12 protein-coding genes are annotated in these 14844 nt (G+C 70.7%); 10 read left to right on the top strand and 2 right to left on the bottom strand.

The window, feature by feature from the left end; translation table 11 throughout:
- The 10 genes from VKN16_00100 to VKN16_00055 all read left to right on the top strand — a co-directional run.
- Positions 1-216, top strand: a 216-nt coding sequence (locus VKN16_00100; GenBank protein ID HME92597.1) for a hypothetical protein, incomplete at its 5' end; no start/stop codon positions are given.
- Complete coding sequence (locus VKN16_00095) at positions 197-1720, top strand: hypothetical protein (protein ID HME92596.1); 1524 nt, start codon at positions 197-199, stop codon at positions 1718-1720. The genes VKN16_00100 and VKN16_00095, both read left to right, overlap by 20 nt.
- Entirely contained in the window at positions 1721-3988 is a 2268-nt protein-coding gene (locus tag VKN16_00090; GenBank protein HME92595.1) for a BadF/BadG/BcrA/BcrD ATPase family protein, read from the top strand.
- Positions 3924-5096, top strand: a complete 1173-nt coding sequence (locus VKN16_00085) for an acyl-CoA dehydratase activase-related protein (GenBank protein HME92594.1) — start codon at positions 3924-3926, stop codon at positions 5094-5096. The genes VKN16_00090 and VKN16_00085 overlap by 65 nt, the downstream gene beginning before the upstream one ends.
- On the top strand, positions 5093-6064 hold the full coding sequence (locus VKN16_00080) for a DUF3810 family protein (protein HME92593.1): 972 nt from the start codon (positions 5093-5095) through the stop codon (positions 6062-6064). Before VKN16_00085 ends, VKN16_00080 begins: the two co-directional genes overlap by 4 nt.
- A gap of 101 nt (positions 6065-6165) precedes the next feature.
- Entirely contained in the window at positions 6166-9585 is a 3420-nt protein-coding gene (locus tag VKN16_00075; GenBank protein ID HME92592.1) for a GAF domain-containing protein, read from the top strand.
- Positions 9570-9962, top strand: a complete 393-nt coding sequence (locus tag VKN16_00070) for a response regulator (protein HME92591.1) — start codon at positions 9570-9572, stop codon at positions 9960-9962. The genes VKN16_00075 and VKN16_00070 overlap by 16 nt, the downstream gene beginning before the upstream one ends.
- Positions 9959-11053, top strand: a complete 1095-nt coding sequence (locus VKN16_00065; protein ID HME92590.1) for a response regulator — start codon at positions 9959-9961, stop codon at positions 11051-11053. Before VKN16_00070 ends, VKN16_00065 begins: the two co-directional genes overlap by 4 nt.
- A 16-nt stretch (positions 11054-11069) precedes the next feature.
- Complete coding sequence (locus VKN16_00060) at positions 11070-12044, top strand: 2-dehydropantoate 2-reductase (GenBank protein HME92589.1); 975 nt, start codon at positions 11070-11072, stop codon at positions 12042-12044.
- A 2-nt stretch (positions 12045-12046) separates the two neighbouring features.
- A complete protein-coding gene (locus tag VKN16_00055; GenBank protein HME92588.1) occupies positions 12047-13165 on the top strand; it encodes a 5-methyltetrahydropteroyltriglutamate--homocysteine S-methyltransferase in 1119 nt (372 codons plus the stop codon).
- Between the two features lie 12 nt (positions 13166-13177).
- Here VKN16_00055 and VKN16_00050 read toward each other — a convergent pair whose 3' ends face one another.
- Both VKN16_00050 and VKN16_00045 read right to left on the bottom strand, forming a co-directional pair.
- A complete protein-coding gene (locus VKN16_00050; protein HME92587.1) occupies positions 13178-14251 on the bottom strand; it encodes an ABC transporter ATP-binding protein in 1074 nt (357 codons plus the stop codon).
- Positions 14252-14255: 4 nt separating this feature from the next.
- Positions 14256-14844, bottom strand: a 589-nt coding sequence (locus tag VKN16_00045; protein ID HME92586.1) for an ABC transporter permease subunit, incomplete at its 5' end; no start/stop codon positions are given.

Raw genomic sequence — 14844 nt, 5'->3', positions numbered from 1 at the left:
GAGGAGATTGCGTTCCTCGCCGGCTATCTCTTCGGCGGCGATGAGGGCCGCGCGGCGGCCCGGAAGGTGGACGACACCATCCGGCGCCTGCCCGGTTTCGCCTCGGTGCAGCTACTCGAGGCGTGGATCCATAATGAGGCGAGCCGTCATGGCCAGGCGGGCCACAGGGCTCCGGCGAGCCTCCAAGGAGACCGGCATGACCACCGCGACCACTGAGCGAGGGGCGATCTCCCACTACCGCACGTACAAGCCCCGGCCCTTCACGCGGGCCGAGCGGGACTCCGTCACCATTCTCTTCGGCGGGCTGCACTGGCGCGTGGAGCGGATCCTCCAAGCGGTGCTGGAGAGCGGCGGCAACAAGGCGGAAATTCTCCCCGTCGCCACCAAGGACGACCTCCTCACCGGACGCGAGACCGCCGACATCGGCCAGTGCTGCCCGACCAGCTTCACCACCGGCAACCTGGTCAACTTCCTCAAGAAGGAAGCGAAGGCGACCAGCCCCGAGGACGTGAACAACAAGTTCGTCTATCTGACCGCGGGCTCCTGCGGGGCGTGCCGCTTCGGCCAGTATCACCAGAGCTACGAGCTGGCCCTCCGCAACTCCGGCCTCGACGCCTTCCGCATGTTCCTGCTCGCTCAAGATCAGCTCGACCAGAAGGCGGCCATGGGCGACGGGCTCGATCTCAATCTGCCGGTCACCCTGGGCTGCCTGTGGGCGATCTTCTGCACCGACCTGGTGCAGGACCTCGAGTACCAGGTGCGACCCTACGAGGTGGTGCCCGGCCAGACCGAGGCGGCGGTGAAGGAGTCCATCGAGCTGCTCTACCAGGCCTTCCGGGACCGGCCGAGGCACGGGCCCTCGCGCTCCGTGCTCTGGTTCCTGTCTACTGGCTACTTCGTTCGCATCATGAAGCGCATCCGTGCGAACTTCGACGGGATCGAGGTCGACCGGCTGCGCGTGAAGCCGACGGTGAAGATCACCGGCGAGTTCTATCTGCAGACCGTCGAGGGCGATCCCAACTACAACATCCACCGCTGGCTCGAGGCGGAGGGCGCCGAGGTCTATCCGGCCGGCATCACGGTGTGGATGGACTATCTGCTGCGCTTGGGCCTGCAGCGCTTCGAGGACTACGCGGGGATCGAGCGCGGCGCGCGGCTCAAGCTCGGCCTCGGCCGCGCGGTGCAGGCCGTCTACCGCGCGACGTTCCACCGGCTGCGCCGCGCGATGGGCGACCTGCCGCGCGAGCTGCCGCACCAGCTCGAGCTGCGTCGCCTCGCCGCGCCGTATTTCCACAGCCGTCTCGACGGGGGCGAAGGCGACATGCTGGTGGGCAAGGCGATCTGGGCCCACCAGAAGAAGAAGGCCCACATGATCTGCGAGCTGTCGCCGTATTCCTGCATGCCCAACACCATGTCCGTCGGGGCGATGGCCGGCGTGATCGGCAAGTACCCCGATCTGCTGTACGCGCCGCTCGAGATCAAGGGCGACGCGGAAGTGCACGCGCTCTCGCGCTGCCAGATGATCCTGACCGAGGCCAAGAAGCGCGCCCAGCATGAGTTCGACGAGGCACTCGCGGCAAGCGGCCTGACCCTCGAGCAGGTGCGCGGCTACCTCGATGCCCACCCCGAGATGAAGCGCGCGACCTATCGCGTGCCGCATCTGGGATGCGCCGGGCAGGCCGCGAACCTGGTGCGCCACGTGGGCCAGCGGGCGAAGTAGATGAAGCTGATCGGCATGGACGTCGGCTCGACCACCGTCAAAGCGGTTTGCGTGGCTTGGCGAGGTGCAGCCGAAGGCGAGCCGAGCGGATTTGCAAAAGCTTGGCGAGGTGCAGCCGAAGGCGAGCCGAGCGGATATAAAGAGCAGTCACGGCTGCAGGTCCTCTGGCAGGACTACCAGCGCCACAACACCCGCCAGGCCGAGAAGGTGCTCGAGTTCCTCGGGCGCATGGAGGACGAGGCGGGGGTCGAAGCCGGGCGCGACCGCGTCTTCTTCACCGGCTCGGGCGCGGGCCTGCTCGCGCCGCTCGTGGGGGCCAAGACCATCCAGGAGGTGGTGGCGGTCGCCGCCTGCGTGGAGCGTCTCCACCCGCACGTGCGCTTCGTGTCCGAGATCGGCGGCGAGGACATGAAGACGATCTTCTTCACCCCCACCGGGACCGGCCGCTCCAAGCAGGTCTACATGCAGTCGGCGTGCAGCGGCGGCACCGGCACCTTCATCGAGAAGACCGCGCGCAAGCTCCAGGTGGCGAGCGAGCAGCTCGCGGCCATGCCCTACGCGGGCATGAGCCTGCACAAGGTCAGCAGCAAGTGCGGCATTTTCGCCGAGACCGACGCCAATACCCTCGTGAAGACCGGCGTGCCGGTCGAGGAGATCATCGCGAGCCTGTTCGAGGCGGTGGTCTATCAGAACCTTGCCACCTTGACCAAGGGCAACACCCCGTCGCCGGAGGTGCTCCTGCTGGGCGGGCCCAATCTCTTCTTCACCGGGCTGCAGGAGGCGTGGCGCCATCACCTCGGCAAGCTGTGGGAGCAACGGAAGGTCGCACTGCCCGACGGGCGCGACGCCGCCTCGCTGATCACGGTGCCCGCGGAGGCGCTCTACTACGCCTGCCTCGGCTGCGTCGAGATCGGCGGCGGCGAGCCCGACGGCGTCGCGGTCTATACCGGCCGCGACCGCCTGCGCTGGTGGGTGCAGGAGGGCCAGCAGGAGGAGAAGGCCAAGGCGGGCGGCCGCGCCCTGGTGGCGTGCCCGGACGACCTGACCTCGTTCGTGGCCGAATACGACGTGAAGCGGCCGGGGGCAGCCGCCGCGAAGACGACCGCGCCCGTGCTGATCGGCTGCGACTTCGGCAGCACCACCGCCAAGGCGGTCGTGCTCTCGCCCGCGCGCGACCTGCTCTTCAGCTGCTACGCCTTGTCCAAGGGCAATCCGATCGAGGACGCGCAGTCTCTCTTCCGCCAGGTCCGCGAGGCGGGCCACGCCGAGGTGGGTGGACTCGCCCTGACCGGCTACGGCAAGGACCTGCTGAAAGACGTGGTGGGCGCCGACGTGGCCGTGGTGGAGACCGTGGCGCACGCGACCGGCACGCTCCACTTCCATCCCGACGCCGACGTGATCTGCGACGTGGGCGGCACGGACGTGAAGATCATGATCCTGCGTCAAGGCACGGTGGCCGACTTCCGGCTGAACTCGCAGTGCTCCTCGGGCAACGGGGCGTTCCTGCAGGGCGTGGCCGAGCGCTACGCGATCCCGCTCGAGGCCTACGCCGAGAGGGCCTTCGCGGCCACGGCGATGCCCACCCTCGCGATGGGCTGCGGGGTCTTCCTCCAGTCCGACATCGTGAACCAGCAGCGCAAGGGCTGGGCCGCCGAGGAGATCATGGCCGCGCTGGCCGCGGTGCTGCCGGTCAACGTGTGGATCTACGCGGGCCAGCTCCAGAATCTGCGAGCGGTCGGCCGCAAGTTCGTGCTCCAGGGCGGCACCCATCGCAATCTGGCGGTGGTGAAGGCGCAGGTGGACTTCATCCGCGGCAAGGTCCCGGAGGCCGACGTGGTGCTGCATCCCTATTCGGGCGAGGCCGGGGCCATCGGCGCGGCACTCTGCGCGGCGGACTGGCGCGAGAGCGCGGGCGGCCGCGCGAGCCGCTTCCGCGGCTTCGACGCCATCGCGGCGCTCACCTACACGAGCACGACCGCCGCCGACACCGTCTGCAAGTGGTGCCCGATCAACTGCACGCGCACCTTCATCGACGTCCAGCTGCCCGGCGCGGCGGGCCGGCCGTGGTCCAAGCTGCCGCTGGCCCCGGGCTGGGAGCGGGTCATCAGCGGCAACTCCTGCCCGAAGGGCCTGGTCGAGGACGTCAACGAGCTGCGCGAGGTGAAGTCCAAGCTGGAGGAGGTCAAGCGTGACTACCCTAACGTTGCCGAGATGGTTCGGAAGGACGCGTTCCGGCGCCCCGCCGTCGCCCCCGCCGTCCCGGGCTGAGCTCCGCGTCGGGATTCCCCGCGTCCTGAACCTCTGGTCCACCCACCAGTTCTGGGTGGGCTTCTTCGGCGCGCTCGGCGTGGACGGCCGCCGCCTGGTCTTCTCCTCCGACACCTCGGAGGAGCAGGGGCGTCAGTTCGGCAAGGGCCGCGGCACGGTGGACTGCTGCTACCCGGTCAAGTGCATCGCCGGCCACTACGGCGAGCTGGTGTTCGGACAGCGCGAGAAGCTCGACGTCCTCTTCTCGCCGATGATCTACAACCTCCCCTCGTTCCTGTCCGGCCACGTGGCGCGCACGCTGACCTGCCCGCGCGTCATGGCCGCGCCCGAGAACGTCAAGGCCGGCTTCATGAAGGAGCGCGACGTCTTCGCGGAGCAGGGCATCCGCTACGCGGCGCCCTTCGTCTCGCTCGACGAGCCGGCGCTGGTGCCCAAGCAGCTGTGGGAAGGGCTGCGCGAGGCGATCCCCGGGCTCACCGCGACGGAGACCGCGGGGGCGGTGGCGGCCGGCTACCGGGCGCTCGCCGAGTTCGGCGCGCGCCTGCGCGGCAAGAGCCGCGAGGTGCTCGAGTGGTGCGCGAGGGAGAACCGCGCGTGCTTGATGGTCCTGGCTCGCCCGTATCACATGGATCCGGGCATCGGGCACGAGATCGAGGTGGACCTGCAGGCCTACGGCTATCCGGTGCTCTGGGCGCAATACTTCCCCGTCGACTCAGACCTGATGCAGTGGGCGTTCGGCGCCGACCTCCGGGCCGGCCACATCAAGTCACCGTTCGACATCCGTGACGTCTGGCCGTCGTCGTACAGCAGCAACACCAACGAGATCCTGTGGGGCGCCAAGGTGGCGGCGCGCATCCCCTGGATCGCGTGCGTGGTGCGCCTGGCCAGCTACGAGTGCGGCATGGATCAGCCGACCTACACCCCCGTGCAGCAGATCGTGGAGCGGTCCGGCACGCTGTTCTTCTCGTTCCAGGACCTGGATTCCACCAAGCCCGCGGGCTCGGTGAAGATCCGGGTCGAGACCATCACCCACTATCTGGCGCGGTACGCGGGTGAGATCATCGAGAAGAAGATGGCCGCGATGGATCCAGGCTGCCCGCTCCGATGACGACGCTCCGCGACCCCGCGGAGATCCGGGTCTCCAACCGGGCGACCCGCTGGCCGGTCTCGCCCATCGACGTGGTGATGGCGGGGCCGCTGGTGGCGCGCCTGCTGTTCGGGGCGACCCCGATCGGACGGGCGGTGCAGGCGGTCTCCCTCGGGCTCTACCTGGCGAGCGCGGCGCGCGACTGGCGCGACCGTCGCGGGATCCGCAAGATCGACTTCGCGCGCGAGTTCGGCGCCGGCGTGCGCGACCTGACCTCGATGCCCCGCGAGGCCCGCGAGCTGGAGACGGTCACGCTGGTCGGCCGGCTCAACGACGAGTTCACTGCGGCCCGTCAGCCGCGCCGCGAGCTGGCGACGGTGGTGGACCGGCACCTCACCGACTACGTCGCGGGCATCACCGGCCAGCGGGTGCACACCAGCACCGAGGTCCGCGGGTTCGCCCTGGTCGGCGTGGTGTTCCCGTTCGCGCTGGGTGCCTGCGACATGCTGAGCGGCGACGTGGCGATCTTCCGCGATACCGGCTTCCTGGAGCCGCACGTGATCGCCCACGAGTTCAGCCATCGCAAGGCCTACTGGAAGGAGCTGGAGGCCCAGACGCTGGCCTACCTCTCCCTCACCGCGTCCGGCGATCCGGCCCTGATCCAGGCCGCGCGGCTCGAGCGGCTGCATCGCAATCTACTCGTGCTCGCCGATCACGACCCGGCAAGATTCCGGCGGCTGCTCGCCGCGGTGCCCCTCCGCGCCGAGCTGAGCCGATCGCTCCTGGCCCTGAGCGCGCAGCCGAGTGGCATGGCGCGCCGGGTCGAGCAGGGCCTGCGGGGCGTCTACGACCGGCGCATGCGGCTCACCGGGCAGAACGGCATCTCGGACTACAGCGTGGGCTTCACGAACCTGCTCTTCACGTTCGAGACCAGCGCGACCGCCCGCCAGCGGCCCCCCGCCGCCGGGGCCGTGCACCGCAAACCCTAGCCGCCGCGGCGGTCTTTGACAGGCGGGCGGCTCCCGCCTACACTCCCCGGGAAGATGTCTACGCCGATTCGACGCGTCCTCCGCCCGGCCCCCTAGCCGCCATGGCCAAGCGGCGGCGACGGCTCCTCTGGAAGTATGTCATCTTCTTCTCGTTGCTGGTCACCGGGGCCCTGCTCGCGAACGGGGCCATCGAGACCTACTTCTCGTACCAGGAGAACAAGGAAGCGCTCGCCGCGGTCCAGCGCGAGAAGGCGCAGGCCGCCGCGACCCGCATCGAGAACTTCATCCTGGAGATCGAGCGCCAGATGGGCTGGGTCACCCAGCCGCGCGCGGCGGTGGCCGCCCCGATCGAGCAGCGCCGCTTCGACTTCTTCCGTCTGCAGCGGCAGGTGCCCGCGATCACCGAGATCAGCTACGTGGACGCCACCGGCCACGAGCAGGTGCGCGTGTCGCGCCTCGCGATGGACGTCATCGGCAGCCAGGCCGACCTGTCGGCGGATCCGCGCTTCGTCGAGGCCCGCGCCCGGCGCGTCTACCGCGGGCCCGTGTATTTCCGCAAGGAGTCCGAGCCCTACATGGCCATCGCCATCGCGGAGGGCGAGAAGGGCGGCGTCACCACCGCGGAGGTCAACCTCAAGTTCATCTGGGACGTGGTCTCCCAGATCAAGGTGGGCAAGGCCGGCCAGGCCTTCGTGGTCGACGGGCAGGGCGCGCTCATCGCGCACCCGGACATCAGCCTGGTGCTGCAGAAGACCGACATGGGCAGGCTCGAGCACGTGAAGACGGCCCTGGCCGCCTCCACCCGCCCGGGCGACCTCGCGGAGAGCGTGACGATCGCGCGCAACCTGCGCAACCAGAAGGTGCTCACCGCCCATTCGACGATCCCCTCGCTCCACTGGACGGTGTTCGTGGAGCAGCCCCTGGAGGAAGCCTACGCCCCGCTGGAGGCCTCGATGCGGCGCACCGCCATGCTGGAGCTGGCGGGCATCGCGCTCGCGGTCATCGTGAGCCTCATGCTCGCGCAGCGGATGGTCAAGCCCATCCGGGCCCTGCAGGCCGGGGCGGCGCGGCTCGGCGAGGGGCAGCTCGGGGACCGGATCGAGGTCAACACCGGCGACGAGCTGGAAGGGCTGGCCGACCAGTTCAACAACATGGCCTCCCGGCTGCAGGAGTCCTACGCGGGGCTGGAGCGCAAGGTCGAGGAGCGGACCCACGCGCTGAGCGAGGCCCTCGAGCAGCAGACGGCCACCGCGGAGGTGCTGCGGGTCATCAGCAGCTCGCCGACCGACCTGCAGCCGGTCATGGACGCGGTGGCCGAGAACGCGGCGCGGCTCTGCGACGCCACCGACGCGCAGATCTTCCGGCTCGAAGGACAGGCACTCCTGCGGGTGGCCGCGCACGCCTCGCTGCCCCACTCGGACAACCAGGTGGTGACCCGCGGCCTCGTCACCGGACGGGCGGTGCTCGAGCGCCGCACCGTCCACGTCGAGGACCTCGCCCGGGAGCTGGACACCGAGTATCCCGACGCCCGCCCGCTGCAGGTGGCGACCGGGACCCGCACGCTCCTGGCCACCCCGCTGCTCCGCGAGGGCGCGCCGATCGGGGTGATCCTGATCCGGCGGCTCGAGGTGCGCCCGTTCACCGACACCCAGATCAAGCTCCTGGAGACCTTCGCGGCCCAGGCGGTGATCGCCATCGAGAATGTTCGCCTCTTCCAGGAGCTGGAGGTGCGCAACCGCGACCTCACCGAGTCCCTCGAGCAGCAGACCTCGACCGCCGAGGTACTGCGGGTGATCAGCCGGTCGCCGACCGACCTGCAGCCCGTCCTCGACGCGGTGGCCGAGAGCGCGGCCCGGCTCTGCCGCGCCGACGACGTGGTGATCCTCCGCGTCGAGGGTGACGTGATGCGGGCCGCGGTGCGGCGCGGGGTGTTCCTCACCTCGATGCCGGCCGACTTCGCCTTCCCGCTGAGCCGGGGCTCGGTGTCGGGCCGGGCGGTGGTGGATCGGGTGACGATCCAGGTGCCCGATCTCGCCGCCGAGGCCGAGGAGGAGTTCCCGGTCGGCCGCGCGCTCCAGCGGCAGTACGGCCACCGGTCGATGCTGGCGGCCCCGCTCCTGCGCCAGGGCGTCGCGCTCGGGGTCATCACCGTGTTCCGCACCGAGGTGCGCCCGTTCGCCGAGAAGCAGATCGCGCTGCTCGAGACCTTCGCGGACCAGGCGGTGATCGCGATCGAGAACGTGCGCCTGTTCCAGGAGCTGCAGTCGCGCACCCACGACCTCTCCCAGTCGCTCGAGGAGACCGAGGCCTTGAGCGAGGTCATCCGGGCGGTCAGCTCGTCGCTCGACCTCCGCGAGATCCTGGACACGGTGGCGCGCCAGGCGATGGCGCTGTCCGGGGCGGACGGCTGCGGAATCTTCCAGGTCAGCCCCAGCCGGCGGGCCTTCGACGTGGTGGTGAGCCACGGGCTCAGCGCCGAGTTCGTCGACTCGATCCTGGCCCGGTCGGTGGGGGTGGATCACGGCACGATCCAGGAGGCCACCCAGACCGGCGAGCCGGTGCAGATCCCGGACATCGAGGAGGCGCACGACTATCCGTTCCGCGACCTGTTCCTGGCCGAGGGCCTGCGCTCGGTGCTCACGGTGCCGATGAGCGGGGACGAGGTGCGCGGCATCGTGATCGTCCGCCGGGGCACCGGCGAGTTCGACGAGCGCGTCGTCAACGTCATGAAGGCGCTCGCCAACCAGTCGAGCGTGGCCATCGCCAACGCCAACCTGTTCCGGGAGATCGAGGAGAAGAGCCGCCTGCTCGAGGTGGCGGATCGGCACAAGTCGGAGTTCCTGGCCAACATGTCCCACGAGCTGCGCACGCCGCTGAACGCCATCATCGGCTTCTCGGAGGTCCTGCTGCAGCGCATGTTCGGCGACCTGAACGGCAAGCAGGAGGAGTACCTGCAGGACGTGCTGTCCTCGGGTCGCCACCTGCTCTCGCTCATCAACGACATCCTCGATCTGTCCAAGGTCGAGGCGGGCCGGATGGACCTGGAGCTGGATCGCTTCGACCTGCCCCAGGCCCTGCAGGACACCCTGGTGCTCGTGCGGGAGCGCGCGGTCCGCCACGGGATCGACCTGCACCTCGACGTCGACGGCCGGCTGGGCGCGCTGGTGGCCGACGAGCGGAAGATCAAGCAGGTGCTGCTCAACCTGCTCTCCAACGCGGTGAAGTTCACCCCGGAGGGCGGACGGGTCGAGGTGGGGGCGGTGCCGACCGACGGCGGGGTCGAGATCTCGGTCACCGACACCGGCATCGGTATCGCGCCGGAGAACCAGGAGCTGATCTTCGAGGAGTTCCGGCAGGTCGGCGGCGACTACGCCCACAAGCGCGAGGGGACCGGCCTCGGCCTGACCCTGGCCCGGCGGTTCGTGGAGCTGCACGGCGGGCGGCTCTGGGTGAAGAGCCAGCCCGGCCAGGGCTCGACGTTCACCTTCTCGATTCCGGAGCGCCCATGGCCGGCGAGCTGATCCTCATCGTCGAGGACAACGAGAAGAACCGGAAGCTGGAGCGCGACATCCTCCAGTTCCACGGCTACCGGACGGTGGAGGCCGAGACCGGTGAGGACGGCGTCACCCTCGCCCAGGCCAGCCCGCCCGCGCTGATCCTCATGGACATCCAGCTGCCGGGCATGAGCGGGATCGACGCGCTGCGGGTGCTGCGGGCCGACGAGCGGACGCGCGGCATCCCGGTCATCGCGGTCACCGCGTCGGCCATGACCCAGGACCGGCAGAAGATCATGTCGGCGGGGTTCGACGGCTACCAGGCCAAGCCGATCGACGTGAACCAGTTCGTGGCCGCGGTGCGCGCGATGCTCGCGCGGCCACCCGCGGGAGGCCCCGCGTGAACGCCACCGCGCGCATCCTCATCGTGGACGACACCGCGATGAACCTGAAGCTGCTCGAGGGCATCCTCACCGGCCACGGCTACGCGGTCTCCACCGCGCCGTCGGGCCCGGTGGCGCTGGAGCGGGTGCGGGACGAGCACCCGGACCTCGTGCTGCTCGACGTGGTGATGCCGGAGATGAGCGGCTACGAGGTGTGCCGGCGCCTGCGGGCCGACGAGGCCACCCGCCTCCTGCCCGTCATCATGGTCACCGCGCTCGATCCGCTGCAGGAGCGGGTCAAGGGCATCGACGCGGGGGCGGACGACTTCCTGACCAAGCCGATCAACCAGCCGGAGCTGGTGGCGCGGGTGCGCTCGCTGCTGCGGATCAAGGCGCTCCACGACGAGCTGGGCGAGCTGAACCGCACGCTCGAGCAGCGGGTGCGCGATCAGGTCAGCCAGCTGGAGCGGCTGGGCCGCCTGCGCCGCTTCTTCTCGCCTCAGCTCGCAGAGCTGATCCTCGCCGGCGACGCCGACGATCCGCTCAAGAGCCATCGCCGCGAGGTCACGGTGGTGTTCATCGACCTGCGGGGGTTCACCGCCTTCGCGGAGACCGCGGAGCCGGAAGAGGTGATGACCGTGCTGCGCGAGTACCACGGGGAGATGGGCAAGCTGATTCTCGCCGCCGAGGGCACGCTCGAGCGCTTCACCGGCGACGGGATGATGATCTTCTTCAACGACCCGGTGCCGGTGCCGGATCCGGCCGCGCGCGCCGTCCGCATGGCCACCGGCATGCGCGACCGCGTCGCCGCGCTGACCGACGCGTGGCGCAAGCGCGGGTTCGATCTCGACTTCGGCATCGGCATCGCCCAGGGCTACGCCACCATCGGGGCGATCGGCTTCGAGGGCCGGTGGGACTACGGCGCGATCGGCACCGTGACCAACCTGGCCTCGCGCCTCTGCGGCGAAGCCAGGCCCGGGCAGATCCTGGTCTCGCAGCGAGTGGCCGGCGGCGTCGAAGGCGTGGCCGCGGCGGAGCCGATCGGCGAGCTCACCCTGAAGGGCTTCCAGCGGCCGGTGAAGGCCTTCAACGTGGTGCGCCTCGAGGGGTGAGCGGCGGGGGCATCGCGTGAAGGTCTGCGTGATCGGCGCCGGCGCGATCGGGACCTTCATCGGCATCCACCTGGCGCGCACCGGGTGCGAGATGTCGGCGCTGGCCCGCGGCGCGACCGGGGCCGCCCTCCGCGCTCACGGCTTCCGCTTCCAGCAGGACGGCGCCACGATCACCGCGCCGGTGCGCGTCGCCGAGTCCGCGGGCGCGCTGGGCGGGCAGGACCTCGTGGTCGTGACCGTGAAGGCCCCCGCGCTCGCCGCGGTGGCCGGCTCGATCGCCGCGCTGCTCGGGCCGGAGACGGTCGTGCTGCCCGCGATGAACGGCGTGCCCTGGTGGTTCTTTCACGGCCTCGGCGGCCCGCACGAGGGCGCCGCGGTCCGCGCGGTGGATCCCGAGGGCCGCATCACGGCGGCGATTCCGGTGCGCCACGTGATCGGCTGCGTGGTGCACGCCACCTGCTCGGTCGTGGAGCCGGGGCTGGTGCGCCACGGCTTTGGCCGCGGCCTGATCATCGGCGAGCCGGGCGGCGGCGCCTCCGCGCGCGTGACCGCGCTGGCGGATCGGCTGACCGCGGCCGGCTTCGAGACCACCGTGTCGAAACGGATCCAGGCCGACGTGTGGTACAAGCTCTGGGGCAACATGACCATGAATCCGATGTCCGCGCTGACCGGCGCCACCTGCGATCGGCTCCTCGACGACCCGCTGCTGGACCGCTTCACGCTGACCATCATGGCGGAGGCCGCCGCCATCGGAGCGAGGATCGGCTGCCCCATCGGGCAGAGTGGGGAGGAGCGCAACGCGGTGACGCGGAAGCTCGGGGCCTTCAAGACCTCGATGCTGCAGGACGTGGAGGCGGGCCGGCCGCTCGAGATCGACGCGCTGCTGACCGCGGTGAGCGAGATCGGCGAGCGGGTCGGCGTGCCCACGCCCGGCACCGACGCGCTGCTGGGGCTCACCCGTGTCTTCGCGGCCGGCCGCAGCCTGTACTGATCGTGGCAGCCTCGCGCGCCCCGTTCCGCGCCGATCACGTGGGCAGCCTGCTGCGGCCGCCCGCGCTGAAGGCGCTGCGCCTCCAGGTGGAGGAGGGGCGCGCGGGTGCCGCCGACCTGGCCGCCGCCGAGGACGCGGCGATCCGGGACGCGGTGCGGTTGCAGGAGGACGCCGGGCTCCTGGGCATCACCGACGGCGAGATGCGGCGCCGGTCGTGGCACATGGACTTCCTCACCCGGCTGGGCGGCCTGGCCAGCGAGGGCCGGCGGCTGCCGGTGACGTTCCACGGTCGCGCCGGCGACGTGAACTTCACCCGCCCCGATCTGGCGATCGACGCGCGCGTCACGCGGCCCGCGCCGATCTTCGTCGACGCCTTCCGCTTCCTGCACGGCGTCACCGGGCGCACGCCCAAGCTCACGATCCCGTCGCCGTGCATGCTCTATTCGCAGGTCGGTCGCGCCAACATCAGTCGGAGCGTCTACCCCGAGCTGGACGGCTTCGTGGAGGACACCGCGGCCGCGTACCGGGCCGAGATCGCCGATCTCTACGCGGCGGGCTGCCGGTACCTGCAGCTGGACGACGTGAGCCTGGCCTACCTCTGCGACGAGGGCATGCGCGGGGAGAGCCGGGCGCGCGGCGAAGATCCGGAGGCGGTGCTCGCGCTGTCGGTGCGGCTGGTCCAGGCCACGCTGCGCGACCGCCCGAAGGATCTCGTCGTCTGCACGCACCTCTGCCGCGGCAACTTCCGCTCGGGCTGGCGGGCCCAGGGCGGCTACGAGCGGGTGGCCGACGTCATCTTCAACCAGATGCCCTACGACGGCTTCTTCCTGGAGTTCGACGACGCGCGCTCGGGCGACTTCTCTCCGCTGCGCCACGCCCCGCAGGGCGTGCGCGTGGTGCTGGGGCTCGTGACCAGCAAGGTGGGAACGCTCGAGAAGAAGGACGATCTCAAGCGCCGGCTGGACGAGGCGTCGCGCTATCTGCCGCTCGAGCGGCTCGCGGTGAGCCCGCAGTGCGGCTTCTCCTCCACCCTCGAGGGCAACGAGGTGGCGGTGGAGGACCAGCGGGTGAAGCTGGCGCTCTGCGCCGAGCTGGCGCGGGAGGTCTGGGGCCAGCTCTAGCCGGCCCGCCGCTCAGTCGGCGGGGAGCAGCACGCAGGCCTCGGGCGGCACGGTCACCGCCACCGGTTCCCCGGCCCGCGCGCGCGCCGGCGCGGGGCCGGTGACCCGCAGCACCACGTCGCTGCCGTCGAGCCCGATCTGGTAGTCGACCGTGTCGCCCAGATAGCTCGCGCGGATCACGCTCCCGGTCAGGACGTTGAGGCCCGTCGCCTCGGAGGGAGGCGTGCGCCCGAGCGCGATCTGGTGGGGCCGGATCGAGACCACCGCGGGGACCCGGGGCGTGAGCCCGTCGGCCGCGACGCGCAGGCGGAGGCCGCCGCGGGCCACGGTGCCCGGGCCCTCGGCGATGGCGTCGATCAGGTTGGTCTTGCCGATGAACTCGGCGACGAAGCGCGTGCGCGGCCGCTCGAACAGCTCCTGGGGCGCGCCCACCTGGACGACTCGGCCGTCGCGCAGCACCGCGACGCGGTCGGAGATCACCATCGCCTCGGCCTGATCGTGGGTGACGTAGAGCGTGGTGATGCCGAACTGCTCGTGCAGCCGGCGGATCTCGAAGCGCATCTCCTCGCGCAGGCTCGCGTCGAGATTGGAGAGCGGCTCGTCCAGCAGCAGGATCTCGGGCTCGACCACCAGCGCGCGGGCGACCGCCACGCGCTGTTGCTGCCCGCCCGACAGCTCCCCCGGATATCGCGCGCCGTAGCCGCCGAGCTGCACCACCTGCAGCATCGCCTCGACGCGGCGCTCGCGCTCGGCGCGGGGCACGCCGGCGAAGCGCAGGCCGTAGGCCACGTTCCGCGCCACCGTCATGTGCGGCCACAGCGCGTAGCTCTGGAAGATCATGGCCATGCGCCGGCGCTCGGGTGGGATCACCCCCGTCGGCGACGAGAGCACCCGATCGCCGACGCGGATCTCGCCGCCGTCGGGCGTGATGAAGCCGGCCACCAGCCGCAGCGTGGTGGTCTTGCCGCAGCCCGAGGGCCCGAGCAAAGCCACCAGCTCGCCGGGACGCACCGCGAGATCGAGGCCGGCCACCGCGCCGACGTCGCCGTAGCGCTTGGCGAGGCCGGTGATCGTGACGCCGGGCATCCGACTATCCCGCGCCGCCGGACGACCGCGCGCCCATCACGTCGCGACCCAGCAGGGTCTGCATGAGCGCCACCGTGACGAACGTCATCACCAGCATGAACACGCCCAGCACCGCGATGGCCCCGAACTGGCCCTCCTCCTTCAGGTCGAAGATCACCACCGACATGACCTTGGTGTTGGGGCTGAACAGGATGATGGACGCGGAGAGCTCGCGGATGACCCCGATGAACACGAAGCACCAGGTGGCGATGATGCCGCTCCTGGCCAGCGGAGCGGTGATCTCCCGCAGCACCCGGAAGCGGCCTGCGCCCAGGATGCGCCCCGCCTCCTCCAGCTCCGGGTGGATGCCGCGCAGGGTCGCGTCGGACTGCGAGTAGCCGACCGGCATCTCCTTGGTGAGGTAGGCCAGGAAGAGGATCCAGAGCGTGCCGTAGAGGAGGAACGGCGGCCGGGTGTAGGCCACGAAGAGCGCGACCGCGAGGACCACGCCGGGGATGACCACCGGCGCCACCGCGAGGAAGCCCAGCACCTGGTGGCCCGCCACGAGGCGGCGATTGGTGACGTAGGCGAGCAGGGTGGCGAGGGCGGCGCCC

The sequence above is a fragment of the Candidatus Methylomirabilota bacterium genome, from assembly GCA_035315345.1.
Taxonomy (GTDB): Bacteria; Methylomirabilota; Methylomirabilia; order Rokubacteriales; family CSP1-6; genus CAMLFJ01.
This window is presented reverse-complemented; position numbering and strand designations above follow the sequence as displayed.